The organism is Nonomuraea montanisoli (genome assembly GCF_013363975.1).
In the GTDB taxonomy this organism is placed as follows: domain Bacteria; phylum Actinomycetota; class Actinomycetes; order Streptosporangiales; family Streptosporangiaceae; genus Nonomuraea; species Nonomuraea montanisoli.
Map to the genome: position 1 here is coordinate 169,417 of NZ_JABWGN010000019.1, position 18,098 is coordinate 187,514.

Here is an 18,098-nt window from a genome sequence, read left to right on the forward strand (position 1 = left end):
ACGCGGCGTTTGATGAATCTGCGGCACAATGCCATGTCATGAGGGAGTTGCTGGTGTTCGCCGAGCGGGACGACGCCGAGGAGGTCGCGGAGACGCTGGGCGAGTGGTTCCCGGAGCTCGGCACGCCCCGCGTGGTGCGCGAGACCCTGGCCGGGGAGGACGACGCCGAGGACGCGCAGTGGCTCGTCGTGGCCGAAGGGCTGGACAAAGCGCAATGGGAGCGGGTCGACGCCCTGGTGGAGGAGTACGACGGGTGGCGCGAGAGCGGGTGACGCCGCTCAGGCCGTGCCGGCCTCGGTGACCTGCCGCTCCTCGCGGCGCGCCTTCTCGGCCAGCGCGTGCTCGTCCGTACGGGCGTCGTACCTCCGAAACCCCGGCAGCGCCGCGGCGAGGGCCGCCACCGCCGCCACGCACAGCAGCCCGCCCGCCCCGAGCGAGAACCGGGCCCCGCCCCAGCCGGCCATCAGCCCGGCGCGCGCGTTGCCCAGCATCGGGCCGCTGGCGTACGAGAGCAGCTCGATGCCCGCCAGGCGCCCGCGCAGCTCGTCCGGGATGGTCTGGTTCCAGATCGTCATCCGGAAGATGCCGCTGATCATGTCGGCCGCGCCGGCCAGTGCCAGGCAGGCGAACACCAGCCACACGCTCGGAGCGACCGCGGCGAGCGCCACCGCCGTGCCCCACACGGCCGCCGCGAGGATCACGCCGAGGCCCTGCCGGTGGACCCGGGAGGTCCAGCCGCCGGTGAGCGTGGCCACCAGGCCGCCCACGGCTCCCGCCGAGTAGAGCAGGCCGAGCGCCTTCGACGCGCCGAGCTGGTCGGCCAGGAACGGGAACAGCGCCGTGGACATGGCGAACACCATCGCCGCGATGTCCACGAGATAGGTGCCCATGAGGTCGCGCCGGCCGACGGCGTAGCGGACGCCCTCGACCAGCGAGCGCAGCGACGCCGGGGCGGCCTCCTCGGCGGGCGGGCGCGCGGCGATCCGCCACAGCAGCAGCAGCGACACGACGAAGCTCAGGGTGTCGGCCGCGTATGCCGTGGCCGTGCCGAACGAGGTCACGAGCAGCCCGCCGAGGGCCGGGGCGACGATCGCGCCGACGTTCCAGCGCAGGCTCTGCAGGACGGCGGCGGCGCCGAGCTGGTCGTGCCGCACGACCTGCGGCGTCAGCGACTCCGCGCTGGGCCGCTGCAGCGAGCCGATGGCCGTCGAGAGCGCGCCCACCACGTACAGCACCCACACCTGCGGGTCGGGCAGCAGCGCGTTGACCGTGAGCATCGCCGAGGTGAAGGCCAGCCCCAGCTCGCTGAGCAGGATGACCTTGCGCCGGTCGAGGGCGTCGGCGATCGCGCCGCCCCACAGCCCGCACACCACCATGGGCACGAACTCGGCCAGGCTCACCAGCCCGACCGCGAGGGGGGAGCCGGTCAGCTCCTTCATCTGGTACGGCACCGCCACGACCGTGATGAACGTGCCGAACATGGTCACGACGCCGGAGGCGGTGAGCAGGCGGTAGTCGCGGGAGTCGCGCAGCGGCCCGAGGTCGGGCATCAGGCGGCGGAACAGGTCGAGAAGTCTTCGCGGCACGGCCGCTGATTGTCCTGGTTCGCGCGGATCGGGGCAAACGCTTTTCAGCAGGTACGCGGGAACGCCAAGCGGCCCCCGGTGACGTTCCGGGGGCCGCTCGGCGGAGGGGGAAGGCGCACCGCGAAGGCGCGGGGGAGGGAGGTCAGGCGGCCGGGACCTTGTCGAGGAACCCGAGCACCCGGGCGATCCTGCCGTCCTCGGCCAGCTCCACCACGTCGAACCCGACCGCCACCGGCTCGCCGCCCTCGGGCCCGAGGTGCCAGGTGAAGCGGGCGATGTCGTGGTGGGCGTCGAACACCTCACCGGCGCTGAAGACGAGGCCCGGGAACATGCCCTGCGCGCCCTCGATCACGGCGGCGATCGCCTCGTGGCCCCGCACCTGGGCCAGCGGGTCGGTGTAGGCGCCGTCCTCGGTCCACAGCTCGGCGACGGCCTTGGCGCGGGCGGCGGCGTCGGTCTCGTTCCAGGCGGCGACGTAGCGCTCGACCAGCTCAGCGTTCATGATTTCTCAACCTTTCGTACGAGATGGAGGGGCGGGAGGGTCAGCGCGCCCGGCGCAGGCCCATGATCTGCAGTTCGGCGAAGACCGCGACGACGAGGGCCTGGGCGACGGTCCACACCAGGCCGAGCACCGTGAACTCGCCGGACTCGGCGACCGCGGCGACCAGGCTGGCCAGCGTCCAGGCGAGGTTCACGGCGATCACCGCCTTGGTCGCGGCGGCGTTGACCGCCGTCCGGGTCGCCAGCACCCCGACGGCCACGGCGTACACGAGGAGGAACGCCCCGATCCCGCGCAGCAGCCCGGCGCCGGGCCCGAGCAGGTCGGCGAGGGGGCCCGCCGCGGCCAGGTAGGCCAGGCCGTTGACCCCGGTGACGGCCGCGTCCGCGGCCAGGGCGAGGCGCAGGAACTTGGTCCGGTCGGTGGTGACGGTCACGGCGGTCATCGTGGGCTCCTTCTCGGTGTTCCGGTCCTGGTGTTCCGGTCTTGGTGTCGGTGTTCGGTGCCGACAACCGAAAAGGTGTCATCCGGGGTGGGGGCCACGCGATTACGCGCCAGGTAAGGCGGGCGCCTATCTCCCCGCCGACCTGCGCGTGGGCGAACGAAAAAAGGGCCGCCGGACGACGTCCGGCGGCCACGACCGAGGGGAGCGGCTACGACCCCAGGATCTCCCTGCGCAGCCGGGTCTTGAGGATCTTGCCGCCCGGGTTGCGCGGCAGCTCGTCCTCCCGGAACCACACGTGGACCGGGATCTTGAACTTGGCGATCCGCCCGTCCAGGAACCCCCGCAGCTCGTCGGCGGTGACGGAGGACCCGGGCGCGAGGCGGACCACCGCGCCCACCTCCTCGCCCAGCTCGTCGTGCGGCACGCCGATGACCGCGGCGTCGTCCACGGCGGGGTGCTCGAACAGGGCGGCCTCGACCTCGGCGCAGTAGACGTTCTCGCCGCCCCGGATCACTATGTCCTTGGCCCGGTCGACGATGTAGACGAAGCCCTCCTCGTCGATCTTCGCCAGGTCGCCCGTGTGCAGCCAGCCGTTGACGAACGTCTCGGCCGTGGCCTGCGGCTTGTTCCAGTACCCCATGATGACGTTCGGGCCGCGCACGCACAGCTCGCCCACCTCGCCGCGCGGCAGCTCCTCGCCGGCCGGGTCCACCACACGCACGTCCACCACGGCCGAGGGCAGGCCGATGCTGTCGGGCCTCGACAGGTAGTCGGGCCCGCCGTTGCCGATGGCCAGGGCGGTCGTCTCCGTCATGCCGTAGCCGTTGGAGGTGGCCCGCTGGGGCAGGTTGGCGGTGATGCGCTCCAGCAGCTTGGGCGGGGCGGGCGCGCCGCCGTAGCCGACGGTGTTGAGCGAGGACAGGTCGTGCTTGGCGAAGTCGGGGTGCGACATGAGCTGCCACGCGTTGGTCGGGACGCCGATCATGACGGTGACGCGCTCGCGCTCGATGAGGCGCAGCGCCTGCGCGGGGTCCCACTTGTACATGAGCACCAGCCCGCCGCCGCCGAACATCGTCGTGGTCAGCGCCGAGAAGCACCCCGTGACGTGGAACAGCGGCACGGCCAGCAGCGTCACCCGCCGCTGGCCGGCGGCCTCGGAGACGTCCCTGCCGGCCAGGGCGACCGCCCGCATGAGCCCGTAGGCCACGGTCATGGGCGACTGGCCGAGGTTGCGGTGGCTGCCGAGCGCGCCCTTGGGGTGCCCGGTCGTGCCCGAGGTGTAGAAGATCGTGGCGGGGTCCTCGGGCGACAGCTCGACGTCGGGGAGGCGTACCTCGGGGCCGGGCTCGCCGACGACCTCGGCGAACGTGCGCGCGCCGGGAGGCGCCTCGCCCCGGGCCACGATGAGCGGCAGGCCGGTCGCGGCCAGGCGGGCGGCCCGCTCGGCGTCGGCGATCAGCACCTTGGCGCCCGAGTCGGAGACGCCGTAGGCCAGCTCGGGCTCGGTCCACCACGCGTTCAGCGGCACGGCGACGGCGCCGGCGGCGAGCGCGGCCGAGAAGGCGACGACCCATTCGGGGTAGTTGCGCATGGCCACGGCCACCCGGTCGCCCTTGGTGACCCCGTAGTCCTCCACGAGCCGGGTGGCCAGCGCCGCCACCCGCCGGTAGTGCTCCTCGAAGGTGATGTGCTCGTCCTCGTAGACGAGGAACACCTTGTCGCCGTGGAAGCGGCTGATGTCGAGCAGGGCTCGGAAGTGGGCGGGCGCGTGCTTCCAGGTGCGTATCCCGGTGCGGCCGATCTCCTCCACCTCGAACAGCTGGCCGGGCCCGGTGAGCTGGGCTTCCACCTGGGCATGCGTGAGCGTCATGCGCAGACTCCCGCGATGAGACGGCTGGTCCGGAAGCCTCACAGTACCGACCGGTAGGTACGGTGCGCTAGAGCAACATTCCGTTCGCACCGTGCGCAGGGGAAACGCCCTCGTCCGCGGCGTGCCGCACCCCCTCCGACTTGCATGTTCTTGCTCTGCCGTGCATCATTTCTGCAAGCAAGGACATGAGAAGTGATGCATGACTATGCAGACATGGAGGTAGGAATGAGGGCGGCGGTCGCGGGTGCCAGCGGCTACGCGGGAGGCGAGCTGCTCCGGCTGCTGCTCGGCCATCCCGAGTTCGAGATCGGCGCGCTGACCGCGGCCTCCAGCGCCGGCACCCCGCTCGGCGCCCACCAGCCCCACCTGGCGCCCCTGGCCGGCCGGGTCATCGAGGAGACCACCACCGAGGCGCTCGCCGGCCACGACGTCGTCTTCCTGGCGCTGCCGCACGGCCACTCCGCCGCCGTCGCCGCCGACCTGGGCGACGACACGCTCGTGGTCGACTGCGGCGCCGACCACCGGCTCGCCGACCCCGCCGCCTGGCAGGAGTTCTACGGCGGCGAGCACGCCGGCACCTGGCCCTACGGCCTGCCCGAGCTGCCCGGCCAGCGCGAGGTGCTCAAGAGCGCCCGCCGCGTCGCCGTCCCCGGCTGCTATCCCACCTCCGTCCTGCTGGCCCTGGCCCCCGCCTTCGCCGCCGGCCTGGCCGAGCCCGACGTCGTCGTGGTCGCCGCCAGCGGCACCAGCGGCGCGGGCAGGTCGCTCAAGACCCACCTACTCGGCAGCGAGGTCATGGGCTCCGTCAGCGCGTACGGCGTGGGCGGCGTCCACCGGCACACCCCCGAGATGGAGCAGGGCCTGTCGAACGTCGCCGGCACCCCGGTGCGCGTGTCGTTCACCCCGACGCTCGCCCCGATGAGCCGCGGCATCCTCGCCACCTGCACCGCCCCCGCCGCCCCCGGGCTCACCCGCGCGGCCGTCCGCGAGGCGTACGAGAGCGCCCTGGCCACCGAGCCGTTCGTCCGGCTCCTGCCTGAGGGCGTCTGGCCCGCCACCTCCATGACGTACGGCGCCAACACCGCGGCCGTGCAGGTGACGCTCGACGAGCGCGCCGGCCGCCTCATCGCCGTCATCGCCATCGACAACCTCACCAAGGGGACCGCCGGAGGCGCGCTCCAGAGTGCGAACCTCGCCCTTGGCCTGCCCGAAGAGCTCGGTCTCCCCACGACAGGAGTCGCCCCATGAGCGTGACCGCCCCCCTCGGCTTCCGGGCCGCGGGCATCGCCGCCGGCATCAAGTCCGGCGGCTCCCGCGACCTCGCCCTCGTCGTCAACGACGGGCCCAGCCGCGCCGCCGCCGGCGTCTTCACCGCCAACCGCGTGAAGGCCGCCCCCGTGCTGTGGTCGCAGCAGGTCCTGAGCGGCGGCAGGGTCCGGGCGGTCGTCCTCAACTCCGGAGGCGCCAACGCCTGCACCGGCCCCGAGGGCTTCCAGGACACTCACGCCACCGCCGAGCGGGTGGCCGACGTGATCGGCGACTCCGCCGGCGAGATCGCCGTCTGCTCCACCGGCCTCATCGGCGAGCGGCTGCCCATGGACGCCCTGCTGCCCGGCGTCGACCAGGCCGGCTCCCAGCTCTCCCGCGACGGCGGCCTGGCCGCCGCCGACGCCATCCGCACCACCGACACCGTCTCCAAGATCTCGTTCAAGCGGGCCGACGGCTACATGGTCGGCGGCATGGCCAAGGGCGCCGGCATGCTCGCCCCCGCCCTGGCCACCATGCTCTGCGTGATCACCACCGACGCCGACCTGACCAGCGGCCAGCTCGACGCCGTGCTGCGCCGGGCCACCTCCCGCACCTTCGACCGGCTCGACGCCGACGGCTGCATGTCCACCAACGACACCGTGCTGCTGCTGGCCAGCGGCGCCTCCGGCGTCGTGCCCGACCTGGCCGAGTTCGAGCAGAAGGTCACCGAGGTCTGCGCCGACCTGGCCCGCCAGCTCCTCGTCGACGCCGAGGGCGCCACCAAGGCCGTCGCCATCGAGGTGGTCGGCGCCGCCACCGAGGAGGACGCGCTGCTGGTCGGCCGCGCCGTCGCCCGCTCCAACCTGCTCAAGTGCGCCGTCCACGGCGAGGACCCCAACTGGGGCCGCGTGCTGTCCGCCGTCGGCACCACCTCCGCCGCGTTCGAGCCCGACCGGGTCAACGTCGCCATCAACGGCATCTGGATCTGCCGCGGCGGCGCGGTCGGCGACGACCGGTCCAAGGTGGACATGCGCCCCCGCGACGTGACCATCACCGTCGACCTGTCGGCGGGCGCCCAGTCGGCCACGATCCACACCACCGACCTGACCGCCGCGTACGTCCACGAGAACTCGGCGTACTCGTCGTGACCGCCGCTTCCGGAACCGGCCCCTCGCTGCGCGCGAACGGCGCCCACGCCAAGGCCGGCACGCTCATCGAGGCGCTGCCCTGGCTGACCCGCTTCCACGGCGCGACCGTCGTGGTCAAGTACGGCGGCAACGCCATGACCGAGGACGCGCTCAAGGCCGGCTTCGCCGAGGACATCGTCTTCCTGCGCCACGCCGGCCTGCGGCCGGTCGTCGTCCACGGCGGCGGCCCCCAGATCAGCGAGCACCTCGACCGGCTCGGCATCGAGTCCACCTTCACCGCGGGCCTGCGCGTCACCACGCCCGAGGCCATGCAGGTCGTCCGCATGGTGCTGGTCGGCCAGGTCAACCGCGACGTCGTCGGCCTGATCAACCGGCACGGCCCGTTCGCGGTCGGCCTGTCCGGCGAGGACGCCCACCTGTTCACCGCCGAGCGCAAGCACGCCGTCGTCGACGGCGAGCCCGTGGACATCGGCCAGGTCGGCGACATCGTCAGGGTCGAGCCCGGCGCGGTGCTCGCGCTCATCGACGACGGCCGCGTCCCGGTCGTCTCCAGCATCGCCCGCGGCGAGGACGGCCAGGTCTACAACGTCAACGCCGACACCGCCGCCGCGGCGCTCGCCGTCGCGCTCGGCGCCCACAAGCTCATCGTCCTCACCGACGTCGAGGGCCTGTACGCCAACTGGCCCGACGACACCGACGTCATCGACCAGCTCGGCGCCGCCGAGCTGGAGGACCTGATACCCACCCTGTCCAGCGGCATGGTGCCCAAGATGGAGGCATGCCTGACCGCGGTGCGGGGAGGCGTGCCCCAGGCGCACGTCCTCGACGGACGGGTGCCCCACGCCCTCCTGCTGGAGATCTTCACCGACGAAGGAATCGGAACCATGGTGATGCCCGATGAGTGAGCAGCCCAGCCTGTTCGACCGGTTCGAGCGGGCGTTCATGCCCAACTACGGCGTCCCGCCGGTCGCGCTGGCCCGCGGCGAGGGCACCCGCGTGTGGGACGTGGACGGCAAGGAGTACCTCGACTTCATCGGCGGCATCGCGGTCAGCTCCCTCGGCCACGCCCACCCGGCGCTGGTCGAGGCCGTCTCCCGCCAGGTGGCGACCATCGCCCACACCAGCAACCTGTTCCTGCACGAGCCCGAGGTGCTGCTCGCCGAGCGGCTCCAGGAGCTGCTCAAGGCGCCCGCGCGCGTCTTCCTCGCCAACTCCGGCACCGAGGCCAACGAGGCGGCCTACAAGCTCGCGCTCAAGTACGGCCGGCGCGAGGGCCGCAGTTACTTCGTCGCCGCCGAGAACGGCTTCCACGGCCGCACCATCGGCGCCCTGTCGCTGACCGGCAAGAAGGCCATCCGCGACCAGTTCGGCCCGTTCCCGGTCGACGTCCGCTTCGTCCCCTACGGCGACGCCGACGCGCTCAAGGAGGCCGTGACCGGCGACTGCATCGCCGTCTTCCTGGAGCCCACCCAGGGCGAGGCCGGCGTCGTCCCGCCCCCCGACGGCTACCTGGCCGCGGCCCGCGAGATCTGCGACGCCACCGGCGCGCTGCTCGTGGCCGACGAGATCCAGTCGGCGATCGGCCGCACCGGCCACTGGTTCGCCCACCAGGCCGACGGCTTCACCCCCGACATCCTCACCCTGGCCAAGGGCCTCGGCGGCGGCCTGCCGATCGGCGCGTGCGTCGGCTTCGGCGAGGCCGGCACCCTGTTCGCCAAGGGCGACCACGGCTCCACCTTCGGCGGCAACCCGGTCGCCTGCGCCGCCGCCCTGGCCGTGCTCGACAACGTCGACCTCGGCCACGTCCAGCAGGTCGCGACCCGGCTGCGCGACGGCCTGGAGGCGATCGGCCACCCGCTGCTCAAGGGCGTGCGCGGGCGCGGCCTCTGGCTGGCCGCCGTGCTGACCGAGCCGGTCTCCGGCCGCGTCCAGGACGCCGCCGCCGGCGCCGGGTTCCTCGTCAACGCGCTGCAGCCCGACGCCGTACGGCTCGCCCCGCCGCTCGTCGTCACCGAGGCCGAGATCGACGCGTTCGTGTCCGCGTTCCCCGCGATCCTCACGGAGGCCGCCCGGTGAGACACTTCCTCAGGGACGACGACCTGTCGCCCGCCGAGCAGGCCGAGGTGCTCGACCTGGCCGAGGCCATGAAGAAGGACCGCTACGGCTACCGCCCGTTCGAGGGACCGAAGACCGTCGCCGTGCTGTTCGACAAGCCCTCCACCCGCACCCGCGTGTCGTTCGCCGTGGGCGTCGGCGAGCTGGGCGGCCTGCCGCTCGTCATCGACGGAGGATCCTCCCAGATGGGCCGCGGCGAGCCGATCGAGGACACCGCCCGCGTCCTGGACCGCCAGGTGGCCGCGATCGTGTGGCGCACCTCCGGCCAGGAGCGGATCGAGGCCATGGCCTCCGCCTCCGCCGTCCCCGTGGTCAACGCGCTGACCGACGAGTTCCACCCCTGCCAGATCCTCGCCGACCTGCAGACGGTCCGCGAGCGCCTCGGCCGCACGGCCGGGCTCACGCTCGCCTACCTCGGTGACGGCGCCAACAACATGGCCCACTCCTACCTGCTCGGCTGCGCCACCGCCGGCATGCACGTGCGCGTCGCCGCGCCGGCCGGCTACCAGCCCGACCCCGTCGTCCTCGACCGGGCCGCCGCCATCGCGGCCCGCACGGGCGGCTCGGTCCTCGCGACCTCCGACCCCGCCGCCGCGGCCGCCGGCGCCCACGTCGTCACCACCGACACCTGGGTGTCCATGGGCCAGGACGGCAAGGAGGAGCGGGTCGCCGCGCTCATGCCGTACCAGGTGAACGCGGAGCTGCTGGAGCACGCCGCGGACGACGCGATCGTGCTGCACTGCCTGCCCGCCTACCGCGGCTACGAGATCACCGCCGACGTCCTCGACGGACCCCGCAGCGCCGTGTGGGACCAGGCCGAGAACCGCCTGCACGCCCAGAAGGCGCTCCTGCACTGGCTGGTGACGCGACCGTGACCATCCCCATGACCAAGGCCGCCCGCCAGGCCAAGATCACCGACCTGCTCCAGCGGCAGGCGGTGCGCTCCCAGCCCGAGCTGGCCAAGCTGCTGGCCGAGAGCGGCGTCGAGGTCACCCAGGCCACGCTGTCGCGCGACCTCGACGAGCTCGGCGCGCTCAAGCTGCGCGCCGAGGACGGCTCGCTGGTCTACGCGCTGCCCGGCGAGGGCGGCGGCCGCATCCCGGTCGCCCGGCTCGGCACCGGCGAGTCGCCCGCCGCGCGGCTGCACCGCATCGCCGAGGAGCTCCTGGTCTCGGCCGAGGCGTCGGCCAACCTGATCATCGTCCGCACGCCGCCCGGAGCCGCCCAGTTCCTGGCCTCGGCCATCGACCACGCCGACTGGGAGTCCATCCTCGGCACGGTCGCGGGCGACGACACGATCCTCGTCATCAGCCGCGACCCGCAAGGCGGCCAGGCGGTGGCCGAGTCCCTGCTCAAGGCCGCCGACCGCCGCGCCTAGAAACACCCGGGAGGTTCCCGACATGAGCGAGAGAGTGGTCCTCGCGTACTCCGGCGGGCTCGACACGTCCGTCGCCATCCCGTTCCTGGCCGAGAAGATGGACGCCGAGGTCATCGCCGTCGCCGTCGACCTCGGCCAGGGCGGCGAGGACATGGACGTGATCCGCAAGCGCGCCCTCGACTGCGGCGCCGCCGAGTCGGTCGTGGTGGACGCCAAGGAGGAGTTCGCCGCCGACTTCTGCGTGCCGGCCCTGCGCGCCAACGCGCTCTACATGGACCGCTATCCGCTCGTGTCGTCGCTGTCGCGGCCGCTCATCGTCAGGCACCTGGTCGCGGCGGCCGAGCGGTTCGGCGGCACGGTCGTCTCCCACGGCTGCACCGGCAAGGGCAACGACCAGGTCCGCTTCGAGGCGGGCCTGGCCGCGCTCGCCCCCGGCCTGCGCGTCGTCGCCCCGGCCCGGGACTTCGCCTGGACCCGCGACAAGGCCATCGAGTTCGCCGAGGACAAGGGCCTGCCGATCGAGACGACGAAGAGCAACCCGTTCTCCATCGACCAGAACCTCTGGGGCCGCGCCATCGAGACCGGCTTCCTTGAGGACATCTGGAACGGCCCCACCGAGGACGTCTACGCCTACACCGCCGACCCGGCCGCCCCGCGCGAGCCCGACGAGGTGGTCATCACCTTCGACCAGGGCGTCCCGGTCGCGCTCGACGGGCGGCCGCTCACGCCGTACCAGGTGATCGACGAGCTCAACCGGCGCGCCGGCGCCCAGGGCGTCGGCCGCGTCGACCTGGTCGAGGACCGGCTCGTCGGCATCAAGTCCCGCGAGGTGTACGAGGCGCCCGGCGCCGTCGCGCTCATCACCGCGCACATGGAGCTGGAGAACGTCACCGTCGAACGCGACCTGGCGCGCTTCAAGCGCGGCGTCGACCAGCGGTGGAGCGAGCTCGTCTACGACGGCCTGTGGTTCTCGCCGCTCAAGGACGCGCTCGACGCCTTCGTCGCCGACGCCCAGAAGCACGTCTCCGGCGACGTCCGCATGACGTTGCACGGGGGACGCGCCACCGTCACCGGCCGGCGATCCGGCCAGTCCCTGTACGATTTCTCGCTGGCCACCTACGACACCGGCGACAGCTTCGACCAGTCCCTGGCCAGGGGCTTCGTCCAGCTCTTCAGCCTTCCCGCCAAGATCGCGGCGGCCCGGGACGCCCGGCACGGGTGACGTGCACTAAGGTCGCGCAGGAGATCCGGCGCCGGCGCGGCCAGACAATCTTGCCGAGGAGGAGATGACAACCGTGAGTGAGGGGAAGCCGATGCGGCTCTGGGGCGGACGTTTCGAGGGGGGCCCGGCCGACGCGCTGACCCGGCTGTCGGTGAGCGTGCACTTCGACTGGCGGCTCGTGCCGTACGACCTGGCCGCCTCGCGCGCCCACGCCCGCGTGCTGCACCGCGCCGGGCTGCTGGACGAGCAGGAGCTGGAGCGCATGATCGGCGCGCTGGACGACCTGGAGCGCGCCTGCAAGGCGGGCGAGTTCCGGCCGACGGTCGCCGACGAGGACGTGCACACCGCGCTGGAGCGCGGCCTGCTGGAGCGGCTCGGCTCGCTCGGCGGCAAGCTGCGCGCCGGCCGCAGCCGCAACGACCAGATCGCCACCGACCTGCGTCTCTACCTGCGCGACCACGCCCGCACCATCGTCTCCCGGCTGGTCGAGCTGGAGACGGCGCTCATGGAGCAGGCCGGGCAGCACGCCGACACCGCGGCCCCGGGCATGACCCACCTGCAGCACGCGCAGCCGGTGTCGTTCGGCCACCAGTTGCTCGCCCACGTCCACGCCTTCGCCCGCGACATCGACCGCCTCACCGACTGGGACAAGCGCGCCGCGGTCTCGCCGCTCGGCGCCGGCGCGCTGGCCGGCTCGTCGCTGCCGCTCGACCCGCAGGCGGTGGCCGCCGAGCTGGGCTTCGACAGCGCCGCGCCCAACTCGATGGACGCCGTGGCCGACCGCGACTTCGCCGCCGAGTTCCTGTTCGACGCCGCCATGATCGGGGTCCACCTGTCGCGGCTCGGCGAGGAGATCGTGCTGTGGGCCTCGCAGGAGTTCCGCTGGATCGAGATGGACGACGCCTACTCCACCGGCTCGTCGATCATGCCGCAGAAGAAGAACCCCGACGTGGCCGAGCTGGCCCGCGGCAAGTCCGGCCGGCTCATCGGCAACCTCATGTCGCTGCTGACCACGCTCAAGGGCCTGCCGCTCACCTACAACCGTGACCTGCAGGAGGACAAGGAGCCGGTCTTCGACGCCGTCGACACCCTGCTGCTGGTTCTGCCCGCGATGGCCGGCCTGGTCGCCACGATGCGCGTCAACACCGCCCGCCTCCAGGCGTCGGCCCCCGACGGGTTCGCGCTGGCCACCGACCTGGCCGAGCTGCTCGTCCGGCGCGGCGTGCCGTTCCGCGACGCCCACGAGGCCGTCGGGCACCTGGTCGTGTACTGCCAGTCCTACGACAAGGACCTGGGCGACCTCACCGACGACGAGCTGATCAAGGTGTCGGAGCACCTGACGCCCGACGTCCGCGACGTGCTCAACGTGCCCGGCGCGCTGGCCGCCCGCAAGGCCCACGGCGGCACCGCCCCCGACCGCGTCCGCGACCAGATCGCCGCGCTGCGCGAGGCCGTCGACGCCCAGGCCGCATGGGCGGCGGGCTCCTGACCTCCGCGCCGCTGCCGCGCTCGTTCTTCGACCGGCCCTCCCACGAGGTCGCGCCCGACCTGCTCGGGCGCGTCCTCGTGCACGGCCCCGTCGCGGTGCGGCTCACCGAGGTCGAGGCGTACGGCGGGCCGGGCGAGGACCCGGCCGCCCACACCTACCGGGGCAGGACGCCCCGCAACGCGGTGATGTTCGGGCCGCCGGGCCACCTGTACGTGTACTTCACCTACGGCATGCACTTCTGCGCCAACCTGGTGTGCCTGCCCGAGGACCACGGCTCGGCCGTGCTGCTGCGCGCCGGGGAGATCCTGGCCGGGCTCGACGTGGCCCGGGAGCGGCGCCTGGTCAACGGCGACCGCACCCGGCGCATCCCCGAACGCGACCTCGCCCGCGGCCCCGCGCGGCTGGCCACCGCGCTCGGCCTGACACGCGAGCACAACGGGCTCGACGCGGTACTGGACGGCGCGCCGGGCCGCTTCACCGAGCTCGGACTGACCGGAGTCCCCGCCGGAGCCGCCGTCGTCCTGGAGGGCGTCCCGCCCGAGCCGGACGCGATCCGGTCAGGTCCCCGCACCGGGATCTCGACCGCCAAGGACACGCCGTGGCGGTTCTGGATCGACGGCGACCCGACCGTGTCGCCGTACCGGGCTCACGTGCCGCGCCGCCGCAGCACCGCCGCCACCTCGGTGGGGGAGGCGCCCAGCTCGTGAGCGCTGAAGATGTGCAGGTGATCGCCCGTGTCGATCTCCAGCATCTCGCTGCGCAGGCCGTACCTGCGGCGCACCTCCACCTTGACGTCCCGTACGTCCGCCCACGGCACGTGCCTGCGCCCGGCGAACCCGTGCACCACCGTGATCCCGTCCTCCGACACCGACAGCCGGACGGGCACGAGCAGATCGCGCAGCCCCATGGCGCCCACGAGCAGCGCCGCCGGGACGGCCAGCATCACCCCGCGCACGTCACCGTTCGCGTACCAGAAGACGGCGAGCCCCGCGCACCCCAGAGCCCCTAAGATCTTCGAAACGGCCAGCTCGCGATGGACCCTCCACATGGTTGCCGAGCGTATTCCAAGTGGCGGGGTGAGGCCGCGATCGGGCAGGCTGTAACCACTCAACGTCTATCGGAAAGCCAGCACCGTGACCGACATTCTGGACGAGCTCCACTGGCGCGACGTCATCGCGCAGACCACCGACATCGCGGCCCTGCGCGAGGCGCTGTCGAAGGGGCCGATCACGGTCTATGCCGGCTTCGACCCGACCGCCCCGTCCCTGCACATGGGCAACCTCGCGACACTGCTGATCCTCACCCGCTTCCAGCGGGCCGGCCACCGGCCGGTCGGGCTGGTCGGCGGGGCGACCGGCCTGATCGGCGACCCGAGCGGCCGCAGCACCGAGCGCGTGCTCAACACCAGCGAGGTCGTCGCCGAGTGGGTGAGTAAGATCCGGACGCAGGTGGAGAAGTTCCTGTCCTTCGAGCCCGGCCCCACCGCCGCCGAGCTCGTCAGCAACCTCGACTGGACCGCCGAGCTGTCGGCCATCGACTTCCTGCGTGACGTCGGCAAGCACTTCCCGGTCAACCGCATGCTGGCCCGCGAGTCGGTCTCCGCCCGGCTCGGCGGCGAGGGGCTCAGCTACACCGAGTTCAGCTACCAGATCCTCCAGGCCAACGACTACCTGGAGCTCTACCGCCGCCAGAACTGCACGCTCCAGGTCGGCGGCAGCGACCAGTGGGGCAACATCACCGCCGGCGTCGACCTGATCCGCCGCGTCGAGGGCGCCCACGTGCACGCGCTCACCGGCAAGCTCATCACCAAGGCCGACGGCACCAAGTTCGGCAAGACGGCCGGCGGCGCGGTCTGGCTCGACCCCGCGCTGACCAGCCCGTACGCCTTCTACCAGTACTGGCTCAACGCCGACGACCGCGACGTGATCCGCCTGCTCAAGGTGTTCACCTTCCGCACCCGCGAGGAGATCGACGCGCTGGAGAAGGCCGTCGCCGAGCGGCCGTTCGCCCGTGAGGCGCAGCGCACGCTCGCCGAGGACCTGACCACCCTGGTCCACGGCGCCGACGAGCTCGCGGCCGCCATCGCGGCGTCCAAGGCGCTGTTCGGGCAGGGGGCGCTGGAGGAACTGTCCGCCGCGACGCTGGAGGCCGCCCTGGCCGAGGTGCCCAAGGCCGCCGTGCCGGCGCTCGGGGCGCCGCTGGTCGACCTGATGGCCGACAGCGGGCTGGTCGAGTCGAAGTCCGCGGCCCGCCGGGCGGTCAAGGAGGGCGGGGCGTACCTCAACAACGTCAAGATCACCGACGAGGCGTACGTGCCGGCGTCGGACGACCTGCTGCACGGGCGCTTCCTGGTGCTGCGGCGCGGCAAGAAGTCGATCGGCGGCGTCGTCGTCGGCTGACCCGGCTCCGTGACCGCGGGTCCTCCCTCAGGGGAGGGCCCGCGCTCATGCCTCCCTCGACTCTCCCTCGACGGGATCAACGTCGGGCGGCGTCGGCTCCGGAACGGGTGAACAGGGCGACGGTGAGCCCCGGCAACTCGGCCGAGTGCCACGACGAGACCGCCTTGAATCCCGCCTCCTTGACGGCCTTCACGCGCGGCAGCTTGTCGCCTGACGCCTTGGTCCCGCGCCACACCACCCACACGCGCTTCTGATCCCGCAGCGCCTCGGCGACGTCCGTACGCTCGGGGAAGCCGAACCCGCCCGCCTCCGGCGCGGGACCCAGCCGCAGAACGTCGAGGGCCAGGTCCGGGGGCGCGTAGTAGTCGAAACCGGCACGCACCGAGCTCTGACCGAACACGATCGCGTCCCCCTCCCGCGCCGCCACCCGCCGCACCGCGCCCGGGAAGTCCTCGAACCTGCCGTTGAAGGCTCTCAGCTCGGTGTGCCGGTCCAGCCCGGCCACCGCCGCGACGCCGACCAGCAGGCACCCCGCGGCAACGGCCGCGACCGGGGGCCGCACGGCCGCCACGGCCAGGGCCGCCAGCAGCGCCAGGGCCGGGGACGTGACGAACAGGTACCGGTCCACGTACAACGGGGTGATCAGCAGCGACACCGTGAGCAGCAGGATCGGCGGCCCCACCAGCCAGGCGCCCAGCGCCGCCGACCACGTGCGCTCGCGCGGCCACGTCAGCGCCACGCCCGCGAGCGCCACGGCGAACACCGCCACGCCGGCCGTCTCCGCGCCCGCCGCCATCTTGGGGAACTTCACCAGCACCTCCGGCCCGCGCTCCTGGATCCAGCTCACCGCGTGCCGCTCGCCGTACCCCACCAGGCCGAGCACCAGCGCCGGCACGCACCCGGCGGCCAGCGCGGGCAGGGCCCGGGTCAGCAGCTCCCGGAGCCGGTCCTGACGTCGCGGCGCCGACAGCAGGATCGGCAGGTGGGCGGGCAGCGTGAGCACCGCGAACAGGTGCGTCGAGCAGACCAGCGCGACCGACACCCCGTACAGCACCCACCCGCGCCGCGGAGTCGCGCGGGTCAGGCGGTGCAGGCACCAGAAGGAGAACACCACGGCCGCCGCCGCGAACGCGTAGGGCCGGGCGAACGCGCCGTAGTAGGACACGGACGGCAGGACCGCGAACAGCACGGCGGCTGTCACCCCCGCCCGGCCGCTGTGCAGCCGCCGTCCCAGGTCGGCGAGGAAGCCCGCCGCCACCCCGATCGCCAGCGCGGAGGGCAGCCGCAGCCACAGCTCGGCCGTACCGAACTGGGTCCACAGATGCATGAACAGGTAGTACGGCAGGAAATGGCCGTCGATGTGCCGGGAAAGCTCCCACAACCCGGACAGCGAGCGGGAGGCCGCGCTGATCGTGGCCAGTTCGTCGCCGTTGAGGGAGGCGGAGCCGGAGCCGCTGAGCGCCGCCAGACCGCCCGCCGCCCCTGCCGCCCAGGCGCCCCACCAGCGGGTACGGGTGACACTCGGGGCAATCGGGGCAACTGTGGCGGCGGTCATCACCGGGGCAGAATACGCGCATAAGCTCGGGGATATGGCTGATGTGATCGTTTTCGACCTGTACGGCGTGATCGCGCGGACCCAGACGGAGGAGGCCAAGCGGCGGCTCGTCGAGCTGGCCGGGGTCTCCGGCGAGCGGTTCTGGGAGGCGTACTGGGCGTGCCGTCCCGCCTATGACGCGGGCCAAGACGGCGCGGCGTACTGGGCGGCGGTGGCCGACCACCTGGGTGCGCGGTTCGCCGACGTCCCGGCGCTGCGGCAGGCCGACCTCGACAGCTGGTGCCAGGTGGACGAGGAGATGGTCGGGTTGGTGCGCGAGCTGGCCGGCCAGGGACGCAGGCTCGGGCTGCTGTCCAACATCATCGAGGACCTGGTGCCGGTGTGGGAGACGCGGCACGGGTCATGGCTCGGCGGGTTCGCGTCGCTGACGTTCTCGTGCCGGATCGGGGTGGCCAAGCCGGACCGGCGGGCGTACGAGATCTGCGCGGAGCGACTGGGGGTGGCGCCGTCCGACGTGCTGTTCATCGACGACAACGGGGCGAACGTGGTGGCGGCGCGCGAGGCGGGCATGTCCGCGGAGCTGTTCACCTCGGCGGAGCAGGTGCGCGCGCTGACGAAGCGTCCCTGAGCCTCCCCCTGGGCGCGGCCGCGGTGGGGGAGAGGGGCCCGAGGCGAGGAGGCGCGCCGGTGTGTGGGCTGATTTGACGAGGAGAGGATGGCGACCTAGTCTTTGTCTTCGCCCGGGAGTGAGCCGGACGCCAGATGGCGGCCGGGCCCCAGGGCAAATCCCTTCACAGCGAGCCACTCGGCCGGCGTGCTTCGGCGCGTGCAGGTCCGGGCCGTTCTGGGCGCGTCCGTGTCACCGGAAATCCGGTTGATTCGACACGACCGGGGTGGCACGGTAAGTTGCGGGGGTTGCCTCTTACCAGGTGATCACCGATCTGGAGATTGACACCAGATCAGAGAGTCTGATAAGATAGCGATACGGAGTCTGCGCCTCTTGCAGTACTGAAGAGTACGCGTCCGTTTCTTGAGAACTCAACAGTGTGTTAAAAGCCAGTGCATGAACAATGCATGACCCCGTCATATCGGCGAAAGCCGGTGACGGATTCCTTTTTAGTTGGGTATCAGACCTTTAATGGAG

At 72.6% G+C, this 18,098-nt stretch carries 18 protein-coding genes; 12 read left to right on the top strand and 6 right to left on the bottom strand.

The features are described from left to right. The first annotated feature begins 38 nt into the window (after nt 1-38). The gene (locus HTZ77_RS38780; RefSeq protein WP_175594734.1) at nt 39-272 is read left to right on the top strand and encodes a hypothetical protein; all 234 of its coding nucleotides are present in this window, start codon (nt 39-41) and stop codon (nt 270-272) included. A gap of 6 nt (nt 273-278) precedes the next feature. On the opposite strand, the gene HTZ77_RS38785 is transcribed toward HTZ77_RS38780, so the two are convergent. The 4 genes from HTZ77_RS38785 to HTZ77_RS38800 form a co-directional block, all read right to left on the bottom strand. Continuing rightward, nucleotides 279-1,586 (bottom strand): MFS transporter, encoded by a 1,308-nt coding sequence (locus tag HTZ77_RS38785; protein ID WP_328809027.1) that lies wholly within the window; start codon nt 1,584-1,586, stop codon nt 279-281. 142 nt (nt 1,587-1,728) lie between these two features. Next, entirely contained in the window at nt 1,729-2,088 is a 360-nt protein-coding gene (locus tag HTZ77_RS38790; RefSeq protein WP_175594735.1) for a nuclear transport factor 2 family protein, read from the bottom strand. A 40-nt stretch (nt 2,089-2,128) separates the two neighbouring features. Next, nucleotides 2,129-2,530, bottom strand: coding sequence for a hypothetical protein (locus HTZ77_RS38795; protein WP_175594736.1), 402 nt, complete (start codon nt 2,528-2,530; stop codon nt 2,129-2,131). A 208-nt stretch (nt 2,531-2,738) separates the two neighbouring features. Then, nucleotides 2,739-4,400, bottom strand: a complete 1,662-nt coding sequence (locus tag HTZ77_RS38800) for a class I adenylate-forming enzyme family protein (protein ID WP_175594737.1) — start codon at nt 4,398-4,400, stop codon at nt 2,739-2,741. Nucleotides 4,401-4,613: 213 nt separating this feature from the next. On the opposite strand from HTZ77_RS38800, the gene argC reads away from it, so the two are divergent. The 9 genes from argC (at nt 4,614) to HTZ77_RS38845 (ending at nt 13,707) form a co-directional block, all read left to right on the top strand. Further along, nucleotides 4,614-5,648 carry an N-acetyl-gamma-glutamyl-phosphate reductase gene (gene argC, locus HTZ77_RS38805; RefSeq protein ID WP_205304493.1) on the top strand — a complete coding sequence of 345 codons (1,035 nt, stop codon included), beginning with the start codon at nt 4,614-4,616 and terminating at the stop codon, nt 5,646-5,648. Continuing rightward, the gene (gene argJ / locus HTZ77_RS38810) at nt 5,645-6,796 is read left to right on the top strand and encodes a bifunctional glutamate N-acetyltransferase/amino-acid acetyltransferase ArgJ (protein ID WP_175594738.1); all 1,152 of its coding nucleotides are present in this window, start codon (nt 5,645-5,647) and stop codon (nt 6,794-6,796) included. Before argC ends, argJ begins: the two co-directional genes overlap by 4 nt. A gap of 26 nt (nt 6,797-6,822) precedes the next feature. Further along, nucleotides 6,823-7,701, top strand: coding sequence for an acetylglutamate kinase (argB, locus tag HTZ77_RS38815; RefSeq protein WP_175594772.1), 879 nt, complete (start codon nt 6,823-6,825; stop codon nt 7,699-7,701). Beyond that, nucleotides 7,694-8,872, top strand: a complete 1,179-nt coding sequence (locus HTZ77_RS38820) for an acetylornithine transaminase (protein ID WP_175594739.1) — start codon at nt 7,694-7,696, stop codon at nt 8,870-8,872. The genes argB and HTZ77_RS38820 overlap by 8 nt, the downstream gene beginning before the upstream one ends. Then, nucleotides 8,869-9,786, top strand: coding sequence for an ornithine carbamoyltransferase (gene argF / locus HTZ77_RS38825; protein ID WP_175594740.1), 918 nt, complete (start codon nt 8,869-8,871; stop codon nt 9,784-9,786). Before HTZ77_RS38820 ends, argF begins: the two co-directional genes overlap by 4 nt. Before the next feature lie 8 nt (nt 9,787-9,794). After that, entirely contained in the window at nt 9,795-10,289 is a 495-nt protein-coding gene (locus HTZ77_RS38830) for an arginine repressor (RefSeq protein WP_235995799.1), read from the top strand. Between the two features lie 22 nt (nt 10,290-10,311). Next, the gene (locus HTZ77_RS38835) at nt 10,312-11,511 is read left to right on the top strand and encodes an argininosuccinate synthase (RefSeq protein ID WP_175594742.1); all 1,200 of its coding nucleotides are present in this window, start codon (nt 10,312-10,314) and stop codon (nt 11,509-11,511) included. A 64-nt stretch (nt 11,512-11,575) separates the two neighbouring features. Next, the gene (argH, locus tag HTZ77_RS38840) at nt 11,576-13,000 is read left to right on the top strand and encodes an argininosuccinate lyase (RefSeq protein WP_205304494.1); all 1,425 of its coding nucleotides are present in this window, start codon (nt 11,576-11,578) and stop codon (nt 12,998-13,000) included. Next, nucleotides 12,982-13,707, top strand: a complete 726-nt coding sequence (locus tag HTZ77_RS38845; RefSeq protein WP_175594743.1) for a DNA-3-methyladenine glycosylase — start codon at nt 12,982-12,984, stop codon at nt 13,705-13,707. Before argH ends, HTZ77_RS38845 begins: the two co-directional genes overlap by 19 nt. On the opposite strand, the gene HTZ77_RS38850 is transcribed toward HTZ77_RS38845, so the two are convergent. Further along, entirely contained in the window at nt 13,647-14,048 is a 402-nt protein-coding gene (locus HTZ77_RS38850; protein WP_175594744.1) for a PH domain-containing protein, read from the bottom strand. The two genes, HTZ77_RS38845 and HTZ77_RS38850, sit on opposite strands and share 61 nt — an antisense overlap. A gap of 85 nt (nt 14,049-14,133) precedes the next feature. Between HTZ77_RS38850 and tyrS the strand changes: the two genes are divergently transcribed. Further along, nucleotides 14,134-15,399 (top strand): tyrosine--tRNA ligase, encoded by a 1,266-nt coding sequence (gene tyrS, locus HTZ77_RS38855; protein ID WP_175594745.1) that lies wholly within the window; start codon nt 14,134-14,136, stop codon nt 15,397-15,399. Nucleotides 15,400-15,475: 76 nt separating this feature from the next. Here tyrS and HTZ77_RS47855 read toward each other — a convergent pair whose 3' ends face one another. After that, the gene (locus tag HTZ77_RS47855) at nt 15,476-16,954 is read right to left on the bottom strand and encodes a glycosyltransferase family 39 protein (RefSeq protein ID WP_175594774.1); all 1,479 of its coding nucleotides are present in this window, start codon (nt 16,952-16,954) and stop codon (nt 15,476-15,478) included. 34 nt (nt 16,955-16,988) lie between these two features. Between HTZ77_RS47855 and HTZ77_RS38865 the strand changes: the two genes are divergently transcribed. Next, complete coding sequence (locus tag HTZ77_RS38865; protein WP_175594746.1) at nt 16,989-17,582, top strand: HAD family hydrolase; 594 nt, start codon at nt 16,989-16,991, stop codon at nt 17,580-17,582. Nucleotides 17,583-18,098: the final 516 nt, after the last annotated feature.